Genomic DNA, 22410 nt, shown 5'->3' on the forward strand with positions numbered 1-22410 from the left:
TGGATTGATACGAGCATGGTGCAACATTCCGACAATGAGATAGAGGAGACTAGCCATGAAAAAAACCATGTACGCCATGCTGTTGGGCGCCACCCTGTTGGCCGCAGGGCCGGCCGCCGCCCAGGTGGTAACCATCAATCCCGCCACCACCTACCAGGTGATACGCGGCTTCGGCGGCTTCAACGGCCCAGACTGGATTGCCGACCTCACGACCGCCCAGGTGGACACGGCCTTCGGCACCGGGACCGGGCAGATCGGCCTGTCAGTGATGCGCATGCGGATCTCGCCGGACAGCAGCTACTGGCACACCCAGGTGCCGACGGCGGCCCTGGCCAAGGCCAAGGGCGTGACCCTGTTTGCCTCGCCCTGGTCGCCGCCTGCCAGCATGAAGACCAACGGCAGCCTGATACACGGCAGCCTGAACCCGTCCTACTACGCCGACTACGCCACCCATTTGCTCAACTTCGCGTCCTACATGCAGAACAATGGCGCGGCGCTGTACGGCATCTCGATCCAGAACGAGCCGGATTGGGACCCGGACTACGAGGGCTGCAGCTGGACCTCGGCCCAGTTCATCAGCTTCCTGTCCGGCCAGGGCTCGCGTTTCGGCTCGCTCAAGGTGATGGCGCCGGAATCGCTGCGCTCCGACAAGAACCTGGCCAACCCCATCCTGAACGACAGCGGCGCCGCGCCGCATGTGGACATCATTGCCGGCCACCTGTACGGCGTGGCGCCGTCGGAATACGTGCTGGCCGGGACCAAGGGCAAGGAGGTGTGGATGACCGAGCACTACACCGACAACACGGACGCCAACAACTGGACCGCGGCCCTGCCGGTGGCGCTGGAAATCCACAACAGCATGGTGGCCAAGTACAACGCCTACGTGTGGTGGTACATCCGCCGCTCCTACGGCCTGATGACGGAGGATGGGCTGGTGAGCAAGCGCGGCTACATCATGTCGCAGTACGCCAAGTACGTGCGGCCGGGCTACACCCGCATCGCCGCCACCGTCAATCCGTATCCGGACGTGTATGTGACGGCCTACAAGAACAGCAGCGGCAAGATCGTGGTGGTAGCCATCAACACCGGCACGGCGCAACGCCAGCTGCAGCTGACCTTCAGCAGCGGCGCGCCGGCCTCGCTGCAGAAGACCCGCACCTCGTCCAGCGCCAGCAATGAGTACGCGGGCCAGTACACGGTGAGCGGCGGGGTCGCCACCGCCTACATCGATCCGGGCAGCGTCAACACCTTCGTCAGCCCATAAGGCATCAGCGGAACGGACTGGCCAGCACCGAGCCGGCGGCGGCGGGCTGGCAGCCGTAGGCCTGCCGGCTGGCGGCCTGGCGTCCGGCCGCTCCCAGGCTCTCGCCCAGCCGGGCCAGGCGCTGGCGGTCGGCGTCGCTGCCCGCTGCCTGCAGCGGCAGGGCGTACAGGTAGGCGCGCAGCGGATCGGGCGCGCCGAACTGGCCGGATGCGTAGGCGGCGCTCATCAGGCGCATGGCTTGCAGGCTGCCGGCGCGGGCGGCGTCCACGCCGTGGCGTTCGGCCGCCGCCATCAGCTGGCGTGCATAAGCCTGGCCATCCTCGGTTTCCGACTGGCGGAATTCCTCCGCCACGGCCGGCGCCTGGTCCAGCAGCCTGGCCTGGGCGGCGATGGAACCCAGCGCGGCTGCCTGCTGCAGCAGTTCCACCGGGTGGCGCCGTACCAGGGTGGCGGGATCGATGGCTGGGCAGGCCGGCATGCGCGCTGCGCGCAACGGTGCGGCGGGCGCCGGCCCGGCGTCGCGGTCCGGCATGGAAGCGCAATAGGACAGCATGTCGTACAGCGCGATGGCGGCGGCCGGCTCGGCATGGGCGCGCTGCGCCAGGGTGTGCGGCGCCGTGTAGGCCAGTTGCGCGGTGGCGGCGTCCGGCGCTTCCTCCCCCGGTCCGCCGGGGGAGGTGGCGCTGAACAGCCCGGGAGTGTCGCAGCCGGGCCCCACCGCCGGCGCCTGCCGCTGCGCGGCAGCGTCCGCTGGTGCGCCGGTGGCGGACGCCAGGGACGGCTGCGGTTCCTGCGGCGGCGCACCGCCATCCTGCCATAGCCAGGCCCCGGCCAGGGCCGCCGCCGCCATTCCCGCCGCTGTTACGCGCATCCGCAATTCCATGCTCCCTCCGACAATGATGTTTGCGCAATCAATGCGCATTATAGGGCGTAAATATTCGGTACACAAAATGAAAAGATTGCGCTACCATTTGCGCTTTCATCATTTATGCTTTCATAAACAAGGAGACACCATGGTCACACGGCGTAATGTACTGGGAGCCATCGCCACCGCCGGCCTGTTGCCGCGGGCCTGGGCGGCGGCCGGGGCCTCAGGCGGGGCGGCGCCGTCGGAAGCGCTGCGCGACATCGCCGCCCGCAAGGGCATGCGCTTCGGCACCGCCCTCGGGCACGGCGCGCGCCAGTTCGGCGACCCGGCCTACCGCGCCCTGGTGGCGCGCGAGTGCAATGTGATCGTGGCCGAGAACGAGATGAAGTGGCCGGCGCTGGAACCGCAGCGCGGCCAGCCGCGCTACGGCCCGGCCGACGAAATGCTGGCCTGGGCCGCGCAGCAGGGCATTGCCATGCGTGGACATAACCTGTTCTGGCAGGCCGAGAAATGGCAGCCGGGCTGGCTGGCGCACGAGGATTTCGGCGCCCAGCCGCGCCAGGCGGCGGAGCAGCTGATGCGCGCCCACGTGCGCGGGGTGTGCGGCCATTATGGCAAGCAGATCGCCAGCTGGGACGTGGTGAACGAGGCTGTCGATCCGGCCGACGGCCAGTTGCGCGCCAATGCGCTGACGCGGCCGCTGGGCGCCGTCGAACAGATCGCGCTGGCGTTCCGCCTGGCCGCCGAATACGCGCCGCATGCGGAGCTGGTCTACAACGACTACATGCGCCCCGATACCGGCAGCGCCAAGCACCGCGAGGGCGTGCTGCGCCTGCTGGAGCAGCTGCGCCGCCAGGGCGCCCCGGTGCACGCGCTGGGCATCCAGAGCCATATCGGTTCCTGGGACGAGGGCAAGGCCGACCTGACGCAATGGCGGCGCTTCCTGGACCAGGTGACGGGCATGGGCTACGGCCTGCTGGTCACCGAGTTCGACGTCAACGACCGCCGCCTGCCTGGCGATATCGCCGTGCGCGATGCCGGCGTGGCGGCCGCCACCCGCGATTACCTGGACGTGACCCTGTCCTACCCGGTGCTCAAGGACGTGCTGGTGTGGGGCATGGCCGACCATATCAGCTGGCTGCAGAACTGGCACGAGGCGCCGCGCACGGACGGCCTGGCGACCCGGCCCTGTCCCTACGACGCCCAGCTCAACGCCAAGCCCATGCGCGAGGCCATCGCCGCCGCGCTGCGGGCGGCGCCGCCGCGCACGGCTTAGGGGCTGGCGCGCCTTGGGAGCGCGTGGCCTTGGTCTGGCTGGGCCGGCCGCCCTGGCAGCCGTTGGGCTGAACACGCGCCTTCGTGTTTTGCTTGCGCAAGCTCTGACACTGTGTTTATATACAGTTTCAGTGAAGTTATCGTCATCTTGCCAACGATCACGAGAGCGGAGCCTGTCATGCCAGTGGAAATTGACCTGATTCTTAGATTCATGCCCATCGTGATAGGCGCCATCGGCCTTGCGCCGGCGTTGTTTAATTTATGGCTGGGGCGCAAAGGACAGTCGCGCGACGAATACCAATACGCGAGGGATTTTCTGAAAGATCTCGCTGACCAGCCTGATATGCATCCTTATGTCAGGCAAATCGGATATCAGGCGCTCGCCAACCACCGTGACGTCGAGCCAGACGAGGTCGCCTATATCCTCACTTTTACGTCGCCGGTGCGCGCCTTGCGCAACTTCTTGCTCGGCAGGCCTTACCTGAAACTGGTGAAGGAAGGGGATAGTCGACGCCTTGTTTTTCGTCCCCGTTACAGCAAACTATGGCAACGCAGATGGCGCAAAGGGGTTTACTTCGCCGCCTACTTCATTTCTACGGTGGGCGCATTTTCAGCATGGCTATTTGCCCCGGTGACAGGCGTGCGTGGCGGGAGGCTCGCGCTCGACCTGGTGTCCTGCTTGGCCGTGTTTGGGCCATGCTCCTGGCTTAGTTTGAGCGCCGCAGTGAAAATTTGTCGCGCAGAAATATTGATGAAATCGCAGGAGCAAATTCCGCTGTGATGCGGAACCAAGCTGCTCTTACGCCACCCGCCGGGCAATCGAAAGAGCGTAACCGTCGTGAAACCCTCCGCTAGCCGGGCTAGCGGTCATGTCCCTTGCTGACGTGTGCACGTCGCCTTTTGCTTGACTTAGCCGCAGCACTTCTTGTGCTTCTTGCCGCTGCCGCATGGACAGGGATCGTTGCGCCCGACCTTGGCGGCCCTGGGCTGCGGCGCGTGCCAGAAGGCGTTGATGGCGATCACGGCCGGCGGGATTTTTTCGGCCCAGCTGGCGCCCTCGCGCTGGAAGGGCAGCAGCAGGGCCGGCTCGCTGGCGCGCAGCCTGGCCCAAGCTTGCGGGTCCAGCGCCACGCCCTGCAAAAAGCCATCGGCCCAGGCCTCGGCGGTCCAGGAGCCGCCGCATTCGTAGATGGGTTCGAAGCTGCCGGGATCCTTTTTCAGCCAGGCCTGCATGTAGGCGTGGTGACGCAGCACCAGCGCCGCAGCAGTGCTGGTGCTGTCGCTGGCGTCGGCGCCGCCCCAGACCAGGGGCAGCCAGGCGTCCTGCGGCGGCTGGGCCGGCCCCGCCACCAGGGCGGTCAGGTAGCCCTCCAGGCGGGAGACGTCCATGGCGTCCGCGCCCATGGCGGCCAGCAGGTCGTCGAGTTGCTCGTATTCGTGGTCGTTCAGGGGGGCGGTGCTCATGGCGCGGGTCCGGAGGAAAAACCGGCATTGTACCCGCCAAAAAAAAATCCCGCGTGCCTGGGCACGCGGGCAAGGAGAGGAATCGGCCTCCCGACGAAGGAGTGGCGGGCGCCGATCCGGTGCTGCATGTGCCCCCCGGCACACTTACTATGACGTGCCGCGCGGGGGTTTTCCGTGGAAAAAAGTCCAGTCCTGTCGAAATACTCACGGAATTGATCGATTCAGCCTCCTCTGGCCCCGGCGCCCCGGTGCGCCAGCCGGTACAGCAGCGGCAATACCAGCAGCGTCAGCACGGTGGAGGACAGGATGCCGCCGATGACCACCGTGGCCAGCGGCCGCTGCACCTCGGCGCCCGTCCCGGTGGCCAGCGCCATGGGCACGAAGCCCAGCGCGGCCACCAGCGCCGTCATCAGCACCGGCCGCAGGCGCGCCAGGGCGCCGGCGCCGATGGCCTGTTCCAGCCCCATGCCGTCCGCGCGCAGGGTGCGTATGGTGGACACCAGCACCAGTCCGTTCAGCACCGCCACCCCGGATAGCGCGATGAAACCAACCGCCGCCGATATCGACAGCGGAATACCGCGCAAGGCCAGCGCCAGGATGCCGCCGGTCAGCGCGAACGGGATCCCGGTAAACACCAGCAGGCCATCCCTGGCGTTGCCGAACATGGCGTACAGCAGGGTGAACACCAGGAACAGGGCCAGCGGCACCACCACTTGCAGGCGCGACGCCGCCGACTGCAGCTGTTCATAGGCGCCGCCCCAGGCGGTCCAGTAGCCGGGCGGGATGCGCACCGCAGCGGCGATGGCCTGTGTGGCCTCACCGACGAAGCCGCCCAGGTCGCGGCCCGCCACATTGGCGCTGACCACGATGCGGCGCTTGCCGTTCTCGCGGCTGACCTGGTTGGGGCCGGGCGTGAAGTCCAGCGCCGCCACCTCGGCCAGCGGGATGAAGGCGGGCGCGCTGGCGCCCCGGGACGGCAGCGCGATCGGCAGGCGGCGCAATGCCTCCAGGTCGGCGCGCAGGTCTTCCGGCAGGCGCACCATGATGGCGTGGCGGCGGTCGCCCTCGTACAAGGCCCCGGCTTCGCGGCCGCCGGTGGCAATCGCCAGCGCTTCCTGCACCTCGGCGATGTTCAGGCCATAGCGGGCCGTCCGTTCGCGGTCTATCTGCACCGTCAGCATGGGCAGTCCGCCGGCCTGCTCTACCTTCACTTCGGTGGCGCCGGGCACGCGCTGCAGGACGGCGGCGATCTTCCTGCCGGTATCCTGCAGCACCTGCATGTCGTCGCCGTACAGCTTGACGGCCACGTCGCTGCGCACGCCGGAGATCAGCTCGTTGAAGCGCAGCTGGATGGGCTGCGAGAATTCGTAGGCGTTGCCCGGATACTTTTCCGCTTCCTCCTTGATCTGCGCGATCAGCTGCTCGCGTGTTTTCCTGGGCTGGGGCCAGGCCGCTTCCGGCTTGAACATGATGTAGCCGTCCGAGATATTGGGCGGCATCGGGTCGGACGCGATTTCGGCCGTGCCGGTGCGGGCGAAGATGCGTTCGATCTCGGGGAAGCGGGTCTTGAGTCCGGCCTCCAGCCGCTGCTGCATCTCCAGCGACTGCGTCAGGCTGGTGCCGGGGATGCGCAAGGCCTGGATGGTGATGTCGCCTTCGTTGAGGCTGGGGGCGAACTCGCTGCCCAGGCGGGTAGCGAGCAGGCCGCACAGCACGGCCAGCACCGCCGCGCCGGCCAGCACCGGGGCGGCATGGCGCATGGTCCATTCCAGCAGCGGCGCGTAGACCTGCCTGGCCATGGCCATCAGGCGGCCTTCCCGCTCCGCCACGCGCCGGCCGATGAACAGGGCCACGGCGGCCGGGACGAAGGTCAGGGACAGCAGCATGGCGCCCAGCAGCGCCGCCAGCACGGCAAACGCCATGGGGTGGAACATCTTGCCTTCCACGCCGGTCAGCGCGAAGATGGGCAGGTAGACCACCATGATGATCAGCTGGCCGTACAGCAGCGGACGGCGGGCCTCGCGCGCGGCCTCGAACACCTCGGCCTGGCGCTCGGGCAGATCGAGCGGGCGGCCCAGGCGCTGCTGGGCGTGCGCCAGGCGCCGCACGCAGTTCTCGACGATGACCACGGCGCCGTCGACGATGATGCCGAAGTCCAGCGCGCCCAGGCTGACCAGGTTGGCGCTGACCCGGTAGGACACCATGCCGGTGAAGGTGAACAGCATGGACAGCGGGATCACCATGGCGGTGATGAGGGCGGCGCGCAGATTCCCCAGGAACAGGAACAGCACGGCCACCACCAGCGCCGCGCCTTCCAGCAGGTTGTTCCTGACCGTGACGATGGCCCTGTCGACCAATACCGTGCGGTCGTACACCGGCACCGCCTTCACGCCGGGCGGCAGCGTGCGGTTCACCTCCACCAGGCGTTGCGCCACCGCCCGCGCCACCGTGCGGCTGTTCTCGCCGACCAGCATGAACACCGTGCCCAGCACCACCTCGCGGCCGTTCTCGGTGGCGGCGCCGGTGCGCAGTTCGCGGCCCAGGTCGACCTGCGCCACGTCGCGGATGCGGACAGGCACGCCCTGCACGTTGGACAGGATGGTGTTGCGGATATCGTCCAGCGTGTGCAGCTGGCCTGGTGCGCGCACCAGGAACTGCTCGCCGCGCCGCTCGATGTAGCCGGCGCCCACGTTGCCGTTGTTGCGTTCCACGGCGCTCACCACGTCGGCCAGGGTGAGGCCATGCGCGCTCAGTTTCAGCGGGTCCGGCGTGATGTGGTACTCCTTGGCGTAGCCGCCTATGGTATTGATCTCGGCCACACCCGCTACCTGGCGCAGCTGCGGCTTGATGATCCAGTCCTGTATCTGGCGCAGGTCGGTGGGCGTGTAGGGCGTGCCGTCCGCCTTGCGCGCGCCAGGCTCGCTTTCCACCGTCCACAGGTAGATTTCGCCCAGGCCGGTGGAAATCGGCCCCATGGCTGGCGCCACGCCGGGCGGCAGCCGGTCGCGCGCCTCCTGGATGCGCTGGTTGACCAGCTGGCGCGCGAAGTGGAGGTCGGTGCCGTCCTTGAAGATCACCGTCACCTGCGACAGGCCGTAGCGCGACAACGAGCGGGTTTGTTCCAGCCCGGGCAGGCCCGCCATCGCCGTCTCGATGGGGTAGGTGATGCGCTGCTCGACTTCCAGCGGCGCATAGCCGGGCGCGCCGGTATTGACCTGGACCTGGACGTTGGTGATGTCCGGCACCGCGTCGATGGCCAGCCTGTGGTAGCTGGCGATGCCGGCGCCGGCCAGGGCCAGCGCCGCCAGCATCACCAGCCAGCGCTGGCGGATGGCAAATTGTATGATGCGTTCAAACATGGCCGCGCTCCCCGTCAGTGCTCATGGCCGGCGCTGTCCTTGCCCTGTTCGGCCTTGAGCACGAAGCTGCCGGCCGCCGCGTAGCGGGCCCCTGCCGGCAGGCCTGCGGTGATCTCGGTCAGCTTGCCATCGCTGGCGCCGGTCTGGACCGGCTGCGCCCTGAATCCCCGCTCCACCTTCAGGTACACCACGCTTGCGCCCTCGACGGTATGCACGGCCTCGGCGGCGACGGCCACCGGCACGCTGCGTGCGCCGCGCGCGGTGCTGGCGGTGACGAACAGGCCGGGGCGCCAGGCCATCCGCGGATTGGCGATCACCACGCGCGCCTTGGCGCTGCGGGTCTGCTCGCCCAGCAGGCTGCCGACGTAGCTGACCGTACCGGTCGCGCTGGCGCCGCCTGCGCCGGAAGTGATGTCCATGGCCTGGCCCACGCGCACGCTCTCCAGGTCGCGCGCCGTCACGTTGATCTCCACCCAGACGCTGGACAGGTCGGACAGCAGGAACACATTGGCGTCCTCCTTGACCGCCTCGCCCTGGGCGATATGCTTTTCCACCACCACGCCGTCAAAGGGGGCGCGCAGCACGTAGCGGCTGAGCGCCGTTTCGGACTCGGCGGCGCCCAGCGCGGCCAGCTTGGCGCGCGCCGTCTGCGCCGCGATCTCGGCCTCGCGCAGCGCCGTCTGCGCCTGCAGGTAATCCTGCTCGGCGGAGATCTTGTCCTCCCACAGCTTCTTTTCGCGCTGATAGGTGCTCTGCGCCAGCGCCAGCCGCTTCTGCGCCGCCAGCGAGGCGCTGCGCAGGTCGGCCAGCTCGGTGCTGGAAATCACGGCCAGCACCTGTCCCTTGTTGACGTGCTGGCCCAGGTCGGCCGCCACCGAGACCGCCACGCCCGGCGTGCGCGGCACGATGTGGGCGGTCAGGTCGTCGTTGAAGCGCACCTCACCGGGGAGCTGCAGTTGTTCGGTGATGGTGGCCGGTCCGGCCGTGGCCAGGGTGATGCCGGCGCCCTGCAACTGTTGCGCGCTCATGGCGATCACGCCGTCTCCGGCGTGCTGCGTTTGTTCCTGCTCCTGCGCCTGGGGCGCGTCGGCAGGCGTTTTTTTCCAGCTCAGGATGGCGGCGGCCAGCAGCGCGCCGGCCAGCACGATCAGCATGACTGCTGTGCGTTGATTCATTTTCATGGTTGGTTTCCTGTGTCGTTGTCGGCGCTGTAGCGCTGCAGGTCGGCCAGGGCGCGATAGCGGGCGGAGAGCGCGGCCAGGTACTGGGCGCGGCTCTGGAACAGCGTGCGCTGCGCGTCCAGCACTTCGATGAAGCCGAATTTGCCCAGTTCGAAGCCGGTGACGGCCGCGTGGTAGGCGCTGTGCGCGGCGGGCAGGATGTCGTCGCGCATGGCGCGCAGCTGTTCCTGCGCCAGCGTGGCGCGCTGGTGGGCGTCGGCCACGGCCAGGCTGGTCTCCAGCCGGGCCGAGTCGGCCTCGCTCCTCGCCTGTTCCACCCGGCGCAGGGCGGACAGCAGCTCGCCCTGTTTGCGGTCGAACAGCGGCAGCGGCATGGAGAGGCCGACCACGGCCTGCGTGAGCCCGGCCTGGCTATCGCGCTTGCTGCCGATGGTGAGCGTCAGGACGGGCACGCGTTCGGCCCGCGACAGGGCGGCCTGTGCTTCCTCGCGCGCGACCTGCGTGCGGCTGCGGCGCAGCTGCGGCGAAGCTTCCAGACTGGCCTGCAGTTGCTCCAGGCTGGGCATGGGCGCCGGTTCCATGTCCGGCGTGACCAGCGCGCTGTCCTCCGGCGCTGCCGCGCCCCAGTACGCGGCCAGGCGGCGCCGCGCCAGCGCGGCGTCGGCCCGAGCCTGCGACAGTTCCAGGCGCGCCCCGGCTTCCGCCACCGTGGAGCGGGTCTGTTCCAGCGGCGATATCTTGCCGGCCGCGACGCGGCGGGCGGCCGCACCGCTGGCCTTGCCGGCCAGGGCCAGCGCTTCCTGCGCCAGCGACACATGCTCCTGGGCGGTCAGCGCGTCCAGGTAGGCGGCGGTGACGCCGGCCCGCAACTCGGCGCGCGTCACACCGGCCTGGCCGCGCGCCAGTTCCTGTTCGCGCTCGGCCAGCGCAATGCGGGCGGCGCGCTGGCCGCCAAGTTCCAGCGCCTGGCTCAGTTGTATGGTTTCGGTGCGGGTGGCGTCCCGCATGCCCTCGCGCAGGAGGGACAGCTCGGGATTGGGCCGCAGCGCGGCCTGCTGGCGCGCGCCGTCGGCAATGGCCACGCCCAGCGCGGCCGAACGCAGCTGGGGACTGGCCGCCATGGTCCTGGCGATGGCCTGCTCCAGCGTCAAGGTGTCTGCGGATAATGCGGCCATGGGCAGCAGCTGTGCGCATAGCACTGCCGCACCCATGACGAAAAGTCTGGATGGCATGGATGACTCCGAAAGTGAAGGACGAAGAAATCCGGCGCTGTGTGCTAGAGAAGACCAGTCGCCGGCGTCAGGCGGCGGCGGTCCACTGGGGGCGTTCGGGCGGTGCGGTGGTGTAGGGGGAGGGGATCATGCCGGTGGCGGTGGGCGCCGCCTCGGCCAGCCGGGGATGGACGATGGCGGCCATGCCGGCCATGGACAGCGCGCCATGCGCGCACGAGCTGCAATGCGTATGCGCCGAGGTCTTGTCCGGGGCCTGGTCCGGGTCCGATGCGGCGACGTCGTCGGCCGCGTTGGTATCCGGATGATGGCCCAGGTGCTGGGCCGCGCGCCCCGTCTCGTGCGTGCAATACGCCGCCACCACGCTCCAGCTGAACTGCAGCGCGAGTAGGGTGATCAGCATGAAGACGATGCGGCGGGCCATGCGGCGCAGTATAGCATGCACCTCGCATGCACCTCGCACGCACGGTTTCAGCGCAGCGCGGTGCCGCAGTGCTTGCAGAAACGGGCTGCGGCCTCGTGGCTGCCCTGGCCGCAGCCGGGGCAGGCCAGCGCCTGCAGGCCGCGCCGGTGCGTGATCTCCGAGCTGATGATGCCGGTCGGGACGGCCAGTATGCCCCAGCCCAGCAGCATCATGCAGGATGCGATGGCGCGCCCGATATCGGTTTTGGGCACCAGGTCGCCGAAGCCCACTGTGGTCATGGTGGAGATGGCCCAGTAGACGGCGGTGGGGATGCTGGTGTAGCCGTTGGCCGGGCCCTCGACCACGTACATCACGGTCCCCAGCAGGAACACGATCAGGAACACCACCGACAGGAACACGAAGATCTTGCGGCGGCTGGCCATGAGGGCATCGCCCAGCATGCTGTACTCCTGGATGTACAGGGTCAGCTTCAGGATGCGGAAGATGCGCAGCAGGCGCAGGATGCGCACCCCCAGCACCACGTGCGCGCCCGGAATGAACAGGGCCACGTAGTTGGGCAGGATGGACAGCAGGTCGATCACGCCGAAGAAGCTGCGCGCATACACGGCGGGGCGCTTGACGCACAGGCAGCGCGCCGCGTACTCGATGGTGAACAGGACCGTGAAAAACCACTCGGCGGCCGCCAGCCACGATCCGTAGGCGGAGGTCACGGCCTGCACGGTGTCCAGTACCACCACCAGTACGCTCATCAGGATGGCGCCGATCAGGGCCAGGTCGAAGGCGCGGCCCTTGGGCGTGTCCGATTCGAAGATGATGGCGTACAGCTGCGCGCGCCAGCCGCCATCCGGCTTGCCGAGGCGCTGGTGCGGATCGGCTGACAGCGCGGGAGGCGCCGGGCGGACGGGAGGGCTGTCGTTTGCGCTCATGATTGCTTTCTGTTACGAGCGCACATGATAACCCAGGCCTGACGGGCTAATGTTAGGTACCGCATAATCGCGCAGGGCCAGCGATGGTTCAATGGCGGAATAGTATCCACCTCTCATCAGGAGCCCTATCATGAGCAATCCGCAAGCTACCACCTCCCGCGCCCGCGCCGCCTACGAATCGCTGCCCATCGGCGCCGCCGCCTCGGTCGAACTGGCCTCCGCCCGCTCGCTGGAGGAATTCCAGGAAGAGGTGCGCGACGTGCTGGCCATGGCCGAGGATGGCCTGGTCCAGGTGCAGGAACCCCACTACGAGGACAGCAAGGCCGGCAAGCATATCGATGTGATGCCGTTCATCCGGCTGCGCTGAGGCTAGCTGCGGCTATTCGCCACCGGGCGGGCCGGACCAAACAGCGCTTCCACCATGGGATCGCGCCGCACGGCGATTTTTGGCGTGCGGCGCTTTTCGTCGCCCTCGTCCATCAGGCGGTGCACGCGGCGCTCCTTGTTGATGGTGATGCGGAATATCGGGCCGTCGTACAGGTCTTCGGGCATGCGTTTCATGTTACGGTGTTTCCTTATGCGGTCATGTAGTGGGCGGACTGGGGCGCCGCAGGGCGGCGCGCGCCGGTGTCGGCGGACAGGCAGGGCGACGACAGCGCCATCTGCTTGAGGATGTGGCGGCGCGACTGGGCCGCGCAGCCGTTGTAAATGGCGAGGTAGGCCTGGTAGGCCGCCATGGCCGGCCAGCTGGGCGGCAGCAAATCCCTGGGCAGCAGTGGATCGGCGGCGCGGCAGTGCTGGTAGCTGTCGATCACCAGCAGGCGCAGCATGCACGCCTGTTCGTCGCTGATGGCGCCGCGCCGGCCCTGTAGCGGCAGCAAGGGCAGCAGTGGCTCGAAGCGCGCCAGGAAAGCGCGGTACCCGGTGACGGCGGCCTCCAGGTCGCACTCGGCCTGCCCGAACAAGGGCTGGCGCACGGCGTTGGCCAGTTGCGGGCCGCTGACGTCGAACAGCGCCAGGCCATGTTCCTCGCCGGCCGGCATGGCCGATGGCGCCGGGGTGCGGTAGCTGGCCGGACGCGCCAGCAGGTTGGGCGCCAGCTGGCAATACTCCAGGGCCAGCAGGCGCTTGCGCGCCGCCGCGTAATGGACGGAGCCGATGCCGCCGCTGTGCACCAGGATGGTCCAGTCTTCGTTGAAGCCGCGCTCGGGCGGGATGTTGAGGCGGTGCCGGGCCGCCACCAGCGCGGCGGCCTTGGCCGGGGCCAGCATGCACAGGCTGCGGCGGCCATGGCGTTCGACGCGCAGCATGTCGTGCTCGGCGAGGCGGAACAGGGCGGTGCGGATGGCGCGCTCCTGGAAGCCGAGCGGCTCCGTCAGGGCGATCACGGTGCCCAGCCATAGTGTCTTCTGGCCCAGCGCCAGGGCTTCGCTGAGCATCAGCGTCAGCATGGTGCTCAGGCGCGGGCGCACCTGCTCCATGCAGGCGTCCATATCGAATGCGGTAGTGGTAATCATGATGAGGTGGTTACGGATAAAACGGGATGGGGTGTGCGGTGCAGGCGCCAGTACAGGCGTGCCGCCGCACACAGGTTGTACGCCATGCCGAGGCAGGCGGCGCACATCAGGGCGGCGGCGGGCCGCGCCAGCCAGGCCGGGCGCAGGCAGGCGCCCAGCAACAGCAGCAGGGCGGCCAGGTGCGCGCCAAACTGCCAGCGTGCGTACCGCTCGGGTATGATCTTGTTCACGCCGGGCAGCTTGACAGCGTTGGGCGGTATCCGCTCGTGCAGGTGGTACCAGACCAGGAAGGGTACGATCTTGTACAGCATGCCATTGATGGCGGACAGCGCGAAGCCGGCGATCAGCAGCACGCCCAGGGCCAGCGGCGCGGCCTCGTGCCCTTCAGTGCACAGCCACAGCGCCAGGGCCGCCAGCAGGCTGGCCATCGCGGTGCGCCAGTACAGCGTGGTGGGATCGGCCTTGGGGCGCGCACGGCGCGCCAGCAGATGGAGCGTGGTGGCGCCGAACAGCGCATGGCCGGCCGCCAGCAGCACCAGGCTGGCCTGGTGGAACCACAGTCCCGGCCCCGTCAGGCCGCTGGACAGCGAGGCCGCCACCAGCAGCAGGAATAGGGTGGTGCTGTAGCTGCCCGTCATCCACCTGGGGTAGGACTGGGTCAGCATGAACATGGGCACGACCTGGAAGGCCACCGCGATCACCAGCAGTCCCACCCAGCCCAGCAAACCCCACATGGCGTGCAAGTCCGTCAGGCGCTGCAGCGGCAGGGCGCCGGCGCCGGGCCAGCCGAAGGCGCGCGCCAGCAGGCCGCCCAGCGTCACGGTCACCAGCAGCGCGGCCAGCGCCAGCCGCACCCCTGCCATCATGGGACCGGAGCCGTCCAGATGGCGGCGCCACATGCCGACCGTGCAGGCGCCCAGGAACAGCAGCAAGGCCGCCAGCAGCGGCGCCAGCGCCAGCTGGAACAGCAGCGGGCTCCCCTGCCAGAAGGCGGCGGCCAGCAGCAGGCTGCCCAGGCACAGGCCGATGTGGGTGGCCTTACCCACCAGCGCCACGCGCGGCACGGCCAGGCCGGCCGCCACCGGCAGGATCTGCAGCAGGGCGCCGGTCATGGCCATGCTCAGGCAGCCCAGCACCATCAGGTGCACCACCGCCAGGGTCAGCGGCGACCAGCGCGTCAGCAGGGCCGCCTCGCCGTGCCAGGCCAGGAAGGCAAAGGCAAGGGCCGCGAACAGCGGGGCGCTGAGGAAGTAGCGCAGCGGCAGCGACAGCGACGGGTTGGCGTCGAAGGACAGCGCGCGCCGGGGGGCGTCAAAGGGCTGCATCGGCGCCGCCGTCGGCCTCCGGCCAGATCAGCACTTCATAGCGCCGTCCCAGCGGCGTGCAGCGCCAGGCGTAGCCGTGGCGCTGCAGCACGCGGTACAGCGGCACCGGTTCGCGGTCGATCAGCACGCGCAGACCTTGGTGCGGCGGCAGGTCCAGCAGCGTGTCCAGGATGCGCACCATGGGTTCGGGCGGTTCCAGCCCGCCCACGTCCAGCTCGCGCGTGACGGCTTCCATCAGCATGCTCATGCCAGGTTCTCCTCGGCAGCCTGGCCCAGCTCGCGCATCTCGGCCACGATGGCCCCGGCCTGCTGCTGCAGCACGCGGTCGGCCTGCGGATAGAGGATGTTTTCCTCCTTCAGGTTGTGCTGGCCCATCAGCACGCGCAGGGAATCGGCGAGGTCGAAGAATTCATCGCCCTCGCGGCAGGCAATGGCGTCGCGCATGTCTTCCAGGATGCCGCGCATGTGGCCGTGCTCGGCGCGCATCACGGCGGTGGGGCCGTAGGCATTGCCCATGGCGCGGTCCAGGCGCGGAAACAGCACGCGCTCCTCGCGTTCCAGGTGCAGGCCGAACATGGCCAGGAAGGCGGCAAAGTCGGCGCCGGCCCGCTCCCAGTCGCCACCCGCGACACTGGCGACGGCCAGCGCGTACTGCTCGTCGCAGCGCCTGTGATCCTGGTCCAGATAAGCGGTGATGGTATGCATGGCGGTACTCCTTTTTGTTAACTGCGAGCATTGTCCCACCGGCTTAACCGAAAATTCTTTGATTCACATCAAGGATTTCCGGCTTGACGACGCGATACAGTTCGTCCGCCATTGTTTTACGAAGGGTCACATGAATCTTGCCGCTATTCCCCAGTCCCCACCGGTGCGGCCGATGGAGCTGGTGTGCCCGGCCGGCAGCCTGCCGGCCTTGAAGTCCGCCATCGACCTGGGCGCCGACTGTGTCTACCTCGGCTTCCGCGACGCCACCAACGCCCGCAATTTCGCCGGCCTGAATTTCGACGACGCCGCCATCGCGCAAGGCATCGCCTACGCCCACCAGCGCGGCCGCAAGGTGCTGCTGGCGCTGAACACCTATCCGCAGCCCGACACCAGCGACCTGTGGCGCGCCGCCATCGACCGCGCCGCGTCGGCAGGAGTGGACGCCGTGATCCTGGCCGATCCCGGCCTGATGCGCCATGCGTCCGAGCGCCATCCGGAACTGCGCCTGCACTTGTCGGTGCAAGGTTCGGCCACCAATGCGGAAGCCATCAACTTCTACCGCGACCGCTTCGGCATCGCCCGCGCCGTGCTGCCGCGCGTGCTGTCGCTGGCCCAGGTCGAGCACGTGGTCAAGCACACCGAGGTCGAGATCGAGGTATTCGGCTTCGGCAGCCTGTGCGTGATGGTGGAAGGGCGCTGCGCGCTGTCGTCCTATGTCACCGGCGAATCGCCCAATACCCACGGGGTGTGCTCGCCGGCCAAGGCGGTGCGCTGGCAGCAGGGCGGCGACGGCCTGGTGGCGCGCCTGAACGGCGTCATGATAGACCGCTACTCGCACAAGGAACACGCCAGCTATCCGACCCTGTGCAAGGGCCGCTTCGAGGTCGGTGACGAAACCTATTATGCGGTCGAGGAACCCACCAGCCTGAATACGCTGGAATTGCTGCCGCAACTGCTGCAAATGGGCGTGCGCGCGGTGAAGATAGAAGGACGCCAGCGCAGCCCGGCCTACGTGGCCCAGGTCACGCGGGTATGGCGCGAGGCGCTGGACCGCTGCGCCGCGCAGCCGGCCGAATACGCCGTGCAGCCGGCCTGGATGGCGGAACTGAACACGCTGGCGGAAGGCCAGCAGCACACCCTGGGCGCCTATCACCGGGCCTGGAAATGAACACTGGAGCACATATGATGAAACTCTCCCTGGGGCCGCTGCTGTATTACTGGCCGCGCGCGCAGGTCATGGACTTCTACGAGAAGATAGGCGAGTCGCCGGTGGACATCGTCTACCTGGGCGAGACGGTCTGCTCGCGCCGCCACGAGCTGCGCGCGGCCGACTGGCTGGCGCTGGCCACGCTGCTGGAGGCGCAGGGCAAGCAGGTGGTGGTGTCCACGCTGGCCTTGATCGAATCGAGCTCGGACGTCGGCGCGCTGCGCCGCCTGGCCGCCAACGGCCGCTACACGGTGGAGGCCAACGACATGGGCGCGGTCAACCTGCTCACCGGGCAGGCGCCGTTCATCGCCGGGCCGCACCTGAACGTCTACAATCCCGGCACCCTGTCGCTGCTGCGCGAGCTGGGCGCGCAGCGCTGGGTGATGCCGCTGGAGATGGGCAGCGCCGGCCTGCGCCACATGCAGGCGGCGCGGCCGCAGGGGATGGAAACCGAGGTGTTCGGGTATGGCCGCATGCCGCTGGCCTTCTCGGCGCGCTGCTTCACGGCGCGCAACCGCAACCTGCCCAAGGACGACTGCCGCTTCAGCTGCCTCGACCATCCGGATGGGCTGGTGATGCACACCCGCGAGAAAGAAGCCTTCCTGGTGCTGAACGGCATACAGAGCCAGTCGGCGCTGGTCTACAACCTGATCGCCGAACTGCACGAGATGCACGAACTGGGCGTGGACGTGGTCAGGCTCAGTCCGCAGTCGCGCCACATGGACGAGGTAATCGCCGCCTTCGACAGCGTGCGGCGCGGCGAGGCGCAGGGCGCCGCCGTGGCGCGTGACATGGCGCCGCTGCTGCCGGCCGGCGCCTGCAATGGCTATTGGCATGGCCGGCCCGGGCTGGAACAGCGCAGGGAGGCTGCATGAATCCCGTGCTGCATGATGCGCCGCGGGCGGCGCATCCGCTGCCGCCCTTGCTGGCAGCGCTGGGCCGGCGCCTGCCGGCGTATCCAGGGTCGCTGCTGTGCGTGGCGGCCCTGAACCTGGTGCTGCGGCCGCATCTGCCGCAGGACGTGCGCGCCGGGCTGCAGGGCCGCCACGTACGGGTGCGCGTCGCCGACGCCGGCGCCGTGTTCGATTTTCAATGGCGCGGCGACAGCTTCGCGGCGCTGGCCGGCGGCGGCGCGCCGGACCTGGAAATCGGCGCCTGCGCGCGCGACTTCATCGCCCTGGCGCGGCGCGAGCAGGACCCGGACACCCTGTTCTTTGCGCGCCGCCTGTCCATGGAGGGCGATACGGAACTGGGCCTGCTGGTCAAGAACACGCTGGATGCCATCGACGTGCCGGTGACGGAACTGGGCCGCCAGGCGCTGGCGCGGCTGCTGCAAGCGCTGCCACGGCCACGGATACTGGGCCGCTGAGGGCAGCGGCCCGTACGTCATGGCAGCGGCCCGTTCGTCATGGCGGCGGCCCGCTTCCTAAGGGATGGTAATCGACAGTTTTTTTCCGCTGTAGAGCACCGAGCGGCTTGCCGCGGCAGGCTGCAAGCCGGTGGCGTTGTCCGCCCCGGCCAGGACGATGTTCAGCCTGCGCGTCTTGACCAGGCCGGGATAGCTGCCCTTGCGGGCGCTGATGTCCAGGGTGCGCCGCGCATCGTTCCAGGTCAGATCGTAGGTGGCGCGTTGTCCTTTCTCGTAGCGGTAGGTCTCGTTGTCGTCCTCATAGACGGTGAACTTGCCATCCGCGCCGGGATAGATGCGCAGTTCCAGGTCTGCGCCGGGCTGCTCGGTGGCATATTGCACCACCGGCCCCATGGGGACGATGGCGCCGGCCCGCACGTAGAGCGGAATGATATCGAGCGGCACCTGGCGGCGCGCCGTTGCGCCGCCGGCGTAGCGCTGGTGGGTCCAGAAATCGTACCATTCCGCGCCGGCCGGCAGATAGGTCGCCATGACGGTGTCTGCAGGGGCGCTTTGCTGCGACAGCGCCGCCAGTTGCGCCGGCGTGCGCCATACCAGGCGCAGTTCGCGCTCATAGACTGCCTGGTAGTATTCCAGCGTCAGCGCGAGGCGCTGCCCCTTGGCCAGGGATACCTTGTAACCCTGGTAGCGCTTGCCGCCGTTGCGCCAGTCGTCCACCACCACCTTGCCGTCCAGCAGCAGGCGGAAGCCGTCATCGCCCTCGACGCCCAGTTCGTATTCGCCATCCTCGGGCGCCACCAGTGTGCCGGACCAGCGGGCCGAGAAGTTGTCCAGGCTGGACAGTCCTGCCGGCGGGTCCGCCAGCGGAGGGCCGGGCCACTGGAAGTCGATCACCGCATCAACCGTCCGGCCCATGGGCTGCTCGAAATTCTTGCCGGCGTAGTATTGCCCGGCCAGGCCGGGCGCGCCGTCCGGCGTGCGCAGCGCGCTGGACGGAATGGTGGCCGCAGGCGGCGCCTGGAAGCGGTACATGGGCCGGGTGACCGGGTGCACCAGCAGCGATGACCCGAACATGAAGGCGTCGTTGATGTTGCGCACGCCCAGGTCATCGGGAAAGTCCATGGGCAGGGCGCGCATGAGCGTGTATCCGTTCGAGGTGACTTGCGCGCTCAGGCTGTAAGTATAGGGCAGCAGCCGGTAGCGCAGGTCGACGGCATCGCGCAGCGCCTTGTACATCGGTGCATCCATCTGCTTGAAGATGTAGGGCTCGCGTTCGATGTTGGTGCCGTGGATGCGCATGATGGGGTTGAAGGTGGCGTACTGCAGCCAGCGGGCGTACAGTTCCCGGTACGAGGGGTTTTTCTCGCCGCCCGGGAAGTCGCCCCGGACGAAGAAGCCGGCCGTGTCCTGGCTCCAGTAGGGATTGCCGGTGATGGTCACATTGACGCCGCCGCTGATTTGCTCGGCCAGGGTTTTCCAGCTGGCCCGGGTATCGCCCGACCATGAGGCGGCGGCGGTGCGCTGCGCGCCCGCCCAGGCCGAGCGCGTCAGGGTGAAGACCCGCTTGTCGCTGGTGGCGCGCTGGCCTTCATAGGTTCCCAGCGTGGTCATCAGCGAGTACGGGTTCAGGTAGCGCGTGAAGTCGCCCAGCGCGTTGCTGCCCAGGCTCTTGATGTCGCGCTCGGTCTCGTTGGCCTTGTGCGCTGCCGTGCCGACCTCGACCTCGGTGCCGTCCATCCAGAGCGCATCGACGCCGGCGTCGAGCAATCCCTTTTTCACATGCTTGAAGTAAATCTGCCGTCCTTCGGGACTGTAGGCGTCGTAGATGCGGGCCTGTTTGGAGATCCAGTGCAACGGTTCAAAACGCAGATGGTGCTGGTCCAGCTCATGCGCCAGCGCCGTGTCATTGCCGACCGACGGCCATATCGACACCATGAACTTGAGATGCATGTCATGCAGGGCCTGGGTCAAGCCCTTGGGATCGGGAAAGCGCTGCGGATTCCAGGTCATGCCGCTCCAGCTGCCGTCCTTGTCGCTGCCCCAGTATTGCCAGTCCTGTACGATGAAGTCGAGTGGAAAACCCTCCTTGCGGAAGGTGCGCGCCACTTCCAGCACGCGGTCCTGGGTCTCGTAGCGCTCCTTGCTCATGAACAGCCCGAAGGCTTGTTTCGGATACATGGGCGCATCGCCCGTCAGGTGGCGGTAGCCGCGCACCACGTCATCCATGGTCTCGCCGGCCATGAAGTAGTAATCGACACCGCCGGGTGCGCTTTCCGCCCACAGGCTGGCGCCCTCCGCGCTGTCCTTGAAGCGCATCTTGGAGTAGGTATCCCACAGGATGCCGTAGCGCTCGGTCGACACCATGACAGGGATGATGATGCCGATGTTGGTCTGCACCAGCAGCAATTCCTTGTTCCGCCGGTTGACCTCGCTTTCGCCCACGAAGCCAAAGCCATAAATGCCTTCATCCGGCTTGAGCTTGAAGGTGTTCCGGGCTTCGTAGCTGGGCGCGCCGGCAATCTCCACCCGCTTGAGGCTTTGGGGCGCATCCTGCCGTTCCTGTGTGTAGACGCGGCCGGAAGGGCTACGGAAGGTGAGGGCGCCCGTGGCCTTGTCGATTGCGATGACCAGCTGTTCTGCATCGAGCACCAGGGCGTCCTGGCTGTCGCGCGTGGTGAAGGGCACGGCGCCGGGTTTGGCGATGACCGCGATGCTGGCAGCGCCCCAGTAATTCGGTCCCAGCGTGGTGTTCACCCTGACCGTGCGCGGGCCATAGAAGAGGATGTTCTTGACGATGCCGCCCACGCGGATCTGCAAGCCGTTCTCCAGCCGTGTGTACTGGAACGAAGGCGTGGCCGCTGCGCCCACCTCCTGCAAGTGGCCGTGGGCGTCCAGCCCGGCGGGGGCCGCCAAGGCAGCGTTGGCGGCCAGCGCTGCCAGCACCAGCCCGACCGCGCCGGACTTCAGACTCAGGGTTTGTACTTTCATGGTTCAGGGCGCCGCTTACAAAAATGTTAGCGCAATCATGCGTAGCTCCCTATGCTAGCCACCTTTTTGTCTGGTGCCTAGCTGGCAACTGATCAGCGTGTTGAGAATATGCCTGTCGCCGAACGGCGCGGTTCTGATCGGATTTGTTAATCAGATGCAAGATGTTGGTCATCTCAATTTCAGCAATTCGAAAAAACATTGACTTGACGCAGCGCCGGGCGCATTCTGAATCCGCAATACATACCGATACTGTTCAAGGGGTGATGCGCCTACACCACGAAAGGGGAGAGTCAAATGGATTTCGTACCATTGGATTTCCGACGTGCCATGCTCAGCCAAGGCATCATTTCATACCAAGAGCAAGAAACCCTGTGGGACATTGGAAAGCGTTGCGCCGGAACCATAGGCATGTCAACCGGGGCAGGTGTAGGCCTTGTCACGATGAACGTCGGCGGAGTAACAATTCCCGGCATCGGTGTGGTGCCTGGTGCGATTGCGGGTTTTCTTGCCGGCATGGTTGGAGGAACTGCGGCCTGTACGATGGCCAACCTCAGTTATCGCAATGAGCTCCGGCGTCTGCTCGACCAATGAAATGCCCGCCAGTACTGGTTTTTACACCAGTGATTCAAATATAGTCATGCTCGCACGCACCATCCTTGGTCCGCTCTTCCTGCTGCTATTGACCACCTTGGCAAATACCGCCGCGCTGGCGCAGTCGACCCCGCAAGAACCCGGGCTGCGCGAGGAATTGCTGGCCATGATGGCGGAGGATCAGCGTACCCTGGACCTGGAAACATCGGACCCGCAAGCGTTTGAAGCAATCCAGCCTCGCTTCCAGCAGCGCATCCAGGGCATCATCGCGCAATATGGCTGGCCCGGCATCAGCCTGGTGGGCAAGGATGGCGCTACCGCCGCCTGGCTGCTGGTCCAGCACCGCGACGCCGACCGGCCCTATCAGCTGCAGGTTCTGGAGTTGATGGCGCCGCTGGTGAAGCAGGGCGAAGTCAGCGGCGCGAATTATGCTTATCTGTACGATCGCACCCATAGGCCGCAACTGTATGGCACCCAGGGCCGCTGCGTGCGGGAAGGCAAGGGCGGCTGGGAGCCTTTCGTGGTCGAGGACTTGCCGAAACTGGACCAGCGCCGCCGCGAGATGGGCCTGGGCCCGATTGCCGACTACGCCGACCGCTTCGGCTGTTCGGCAGCCGCTGTCGCCTTCCTGGCTGGCGCCGGCCCCACGGTAGCGGTACCGAAAAATTAGATGCAAATGATTCTCATTTGACATACAATATCGTGCCAGCCAGAAATC

At 67.5% G+C, this 22410-nt stretch carries 22 protein-coding genes; 9 read left to right on the forward strand and 13 right to left on the reverse strand.

Features of this window, described 5'->3' with window-relative positions; genetic code table 11:
- The first annotated feature begins 55 nt into the window (after window positions 1-55).
- Window positions 56-1264, forward strand: coding sequence for a glycoside hydrolase family 30 protein (locus ACLB1G_RS04940; protein ID WP_491626076.1), 1209 nt, complete (start codon window positions 56-58; stop codon window positions 1262-1264).
- Between the two features lie 4 nt (window positions 1265-1268).
- Here ACLB1G_RS04940 and ACLB1G_RS04945 read toward each other — a convergent pair whose 3' ends face one another.
- Entirely contained in the window at window positions 1269-2147 is an 879-nt protein-coding gene (locus tag ACLB1G_RS04945; RefSeq protein WP_491626077.1) for a hypothetical protein, read from the reverse strand.
- Window positions 2148-2277: 130 nt separating this feature from the next.
- Between ACLB1G_RS04945 and ACLB1G_RS04950 the strand changes: the two genes are divergently transcribed.
- Both ACLB1G_RS04950 and ACLB1G_RS04955 read left to right on the forward strand, forming a co-directional pair.
- Window positions 2278-3408: an endo-1,4-beta-xylanase gene (locus ACLB1G_RS04950; RefSeq protein ID WP_491626078.1), complete on the forward strand. Its 1131-nt coding sequence runs from the start codon at window positions 2278-2280 to the stop codon at window positions 3406-3408.
- A 177-nt stretch (window positions 3409-3585) separates the two neighbouring features.
- The gene (locus ACLB1G_RS04955; RefSeq protein WP_491626079.1) at window positions 3586-4188 is read left to right on the forward strand and encodes a hypothetical protein; all 603 of its coding nucleotides are present in this window, start codon (window positions 3586-3588) and stop codon (window positions 4186-4188) included.
- A gap of 128 nt (window positions 4189-4316) precedes the next feature.
- Here the strand turns inward: ACLB1G_RS04955 and ACLB1G_RS04960 are convergent, their stop codons facing one another.
- The 6 genes from ACLB1G_RS04960 to ACLB1G_RS04985 all read right to left on the reverse strand — a co-directional run bounded on the left by ACLB1G_RS04960 (window position 4317) and on the right by ACLB1G_RS04985 (window position 11990).
- Window positions 4317-4871, reverse strand: a complete 555-nt coding sequence (locus ACLB1G_RS04960) for a UPF0149 family protein (protein WP_491626080.1) — start codon at window positions 4869-4871, stop codon at window positions 4317-4319.
- Window positions 4872-5092: 221 nt separating this feature from the next.
- Complete coding sequence (locus ACLB1G_RS04965) at window positions 5093-8230, reverse strand: CusA/CzcA family heavy metal efflux RND transporter (RefSeq protein ID WP_491626081.1); 3138 nt, start codon at window positions 8228-8230, stop codon at window positions 5093-5095.
- Window positions 8231-8244: 14 nt separating this feature from the next.
- The gene (locus ACLB1G_RS04970) at window positions 8245-9411 is read right to left on the reverse strand and encodes an efflux RND transporter periplasmic adaptor subunit (protein ID WP_491626082.1); all 1167 of its coding nucleotides are present in this window, start codon (window positions 9409-9411) and stop codon (window positions 8245-8247) included.
- The gene (locus ACLB1G_RS04975; RefSeq protein WP_491626083.1) at window positions 9408-10643 is read right to left on the reverse strand and encodes a TolC family protein; all 1236 of its coding nucleotides are present in this window, start codon (window positions 10641-10643) and stop codon (window positions 9408-9410) included. The genes ACLB1G_RS04970 and ACLB1G_RS04975 overlap by 4 nt, the downstream gene beginning before the upstream one ends.
- Before the next feature lie 67 nt (window positions 10644-10710).
- A complete protein-coding gene (locus tag ACLB1G_RS04980; protein WP_491626084.1) occupies window positions 10711-11043 on the reverse strand; it encodes a hypothetical protein in 333 nt (110 codons plus the stop codon).
- Window positions 11044-11111: 68 nt separating this feature from the next.
- Window positions 11112-11990, reverse strand: coding sequence for an ion transporter (locus ACLB1G_RS04985; RefSeq protein WP_491626085.1), 879 nt, complete (start codon window positions 11988-11990; stop codon window positions 11112-11114).
- 130 nt (window positions 11991-12120) lie between these two features.
- Here ACLB1G_RS04985 and ACLB1G_RS04990 point away from each other — a divergent pair, with 130 nt between their 5' ends.
- The gene (locus tag ACLB1G_RS04990) at window positions 12121-12357 is read left to right on the forward strand and encodes a hypothetical protein (RefSeq protein WP_491626086.1); all 237 of its coding nucleotides are present in this window, start codon (window positions 12121-12123) and stop codon (window positions 12355-12357) included.
- Window positions 12358-12359: 2 nt separating this feature from the next.
- Here ACLB1G_RS04990 and ACLB1G_RS04995 read toward each other — a convergent pair whose 3' ends face one another.
- The 5 genes from ACLB1G_RS04995 to ACLB1G_RS05015 are packed head-to-tail and all read right to left on the reverse strand — an operon-like array spanning window position 12360 to window position 15537.
- A complete protein-coding gene (locus tag ACLB1G_RS04995) occupies window positions 12360-12551 on the reverse strand; it encodes a hypothetical protein (protein ID WP_491626087.1) in 192 nt (63 codons plus the stop codon).
- A 14-nt stretch (window positions 12552-12565) separates the two neighbouring features.
- Window positions 12566-13507: a PaaX family transcriptional regulator C-terminal domain-containing protein gene (locus ACLB1G_RS05000; RefSeq protein ID WP_491626088.1), complete on the reverse strand. Its 942-nt coding sequence runs from the start codon at window positions 13505-13507 to the stop codon at window positions 12566-12568.
- On the reverse strand, window positions 13504-14832 hold the full coding sequence (locus tag ACLB1G_RS05005; RefSeq protein ID WP_491626089.1) for a permease: 1329 nt from the start codon (window positions 14830-14832) through the stop codon (window positions 13504-13506). Before ACLB1G_RS05005 ends, ACLB1G_RS05000 begins: the two co-directional genes overlap by 4 nt.
- Window positions 14819-15079 carry a DUF2249 domain-containing protein gene (locus ACLB1G_RS05010; RefSeq protein ID WP_491626090.1) on the reverse strand — a complete coding sequence of 87 codons (261 nt, stop codon included), beginning with the start codon at window positions 15077-15079 and terminating at the stop codon, window positions 14819-14821. Before ACLB1G_RS05010 ends, ACLB1G_RS05005 begins: the two co-directional genes overlap by 14 nt.
- On the reverse strand, window positions 15076-15537 hold the full coding sequence (locus tag ACLB1G_RS05015; RefSeq protein WP_491626091.1) for a hemerythrin domain-containing protein: 462 nt from the start codon (window positions 15535-15537) through the stop codon (window positions 15076-15078). Before ACLB1G_RS05015 ends, ACLB1G_RS05010 begins: the two co-directional genes overlap by 4 nt.
- Window positions 15538-15667: 130 nt before the next feature.
- Between ACLB1G_RS05015 and ubiU the strand changes: the two genes are divergently transcribed.
- Genes ubiU through ubiT form a run of 3 tightly spaced genes read left to right on the forward strand, consistent with a single transcriptional unit; the run spans window position 15668 to window position 18113 of the window.
- A complete protein-coding gene (ubiU, locus tag ACLB1G_RS05020; RefSeq protein ID WP_491626092.1) occupies window positions 15668-16705 on the forward strand; it encodes a ubiquinone anaerobic biosynthesis protein UbiU in 1038 nt (345 codons plus the stop codon).
- Window positions 16706-16719: 14 nt separating this feature from the next.
- Window positions 16720-17619, forward strand: a complete 900-nt coding sequence (locus ACLB1G_RS05025) for a U32 family peptidase (RefSeq protein WP_491626093.1) — start codon at window positions 16720-16722, stop codon at window positions 17617-17619.
- Window positions 17616-18113, forward strand: coding sequence for a ubiquinone anaerobic biosynthesis accessory factor UbiT (gene ubiT / locus ACLB1G_RS05030; RefSeq protein WP_491626094.1), 498 nt, complete (start codon window positions 17616-17618; stop codon window positions 18111-18113). Before ACLB1G_RS05025 ends, ubiT begins: the two co-directional genes overlap by 4 nt.
- Window positions 18114-18170: 57 nt before the next feature.
- Here the strand turns inward: ubiT and ACLB1G_RS05035 are convergent, their stop codons facing one another.
- Complete coding sequence (locus ACLB1G_RS05035; protein WP_491626095.1) at window positions 18171-21101, reverse strand: glycoside hydrolase family 31 protein; 2931 nt, start codon at window positions 21099-21101, stop codon at window positions 18171-18173.
- Window positions 21102-21395: 294 nt separating this feature from the next.
- Here ACLB1G_RS05035 and ACLB1G_RS05040 point away from each other — a divergent pair, with 294 nt between their 5' ends.
- A complete protein-coding gene (locus ACLB1G_RS05040; protein ID WP_491626096.1) occupies window positions 21396-21692 on the forward strand; it encodes a hypothetical protein in 297 nt (98 codons plus the stop codon).
- 46 nt (window positions 21693-21738) lie between these two features.
- The gene (locus ACLB1G_RS05045) at window positions 21739-22362 is read left to right on the forward strand and encodes a DUF6624 domain-containing protein (RefSeq protein ID WP_491626097.1); all 624 of its coding nucleotides are present in this window, start codon (window positions 21739-21741) and stop codon (window positions 22360-22362) included.
- The last annotated feature ends 48 nt before the right edge of the window (window positions 22363-22410 follow it).

This window comes from Duganella kummerowiae (assembly GCF_053572355.1).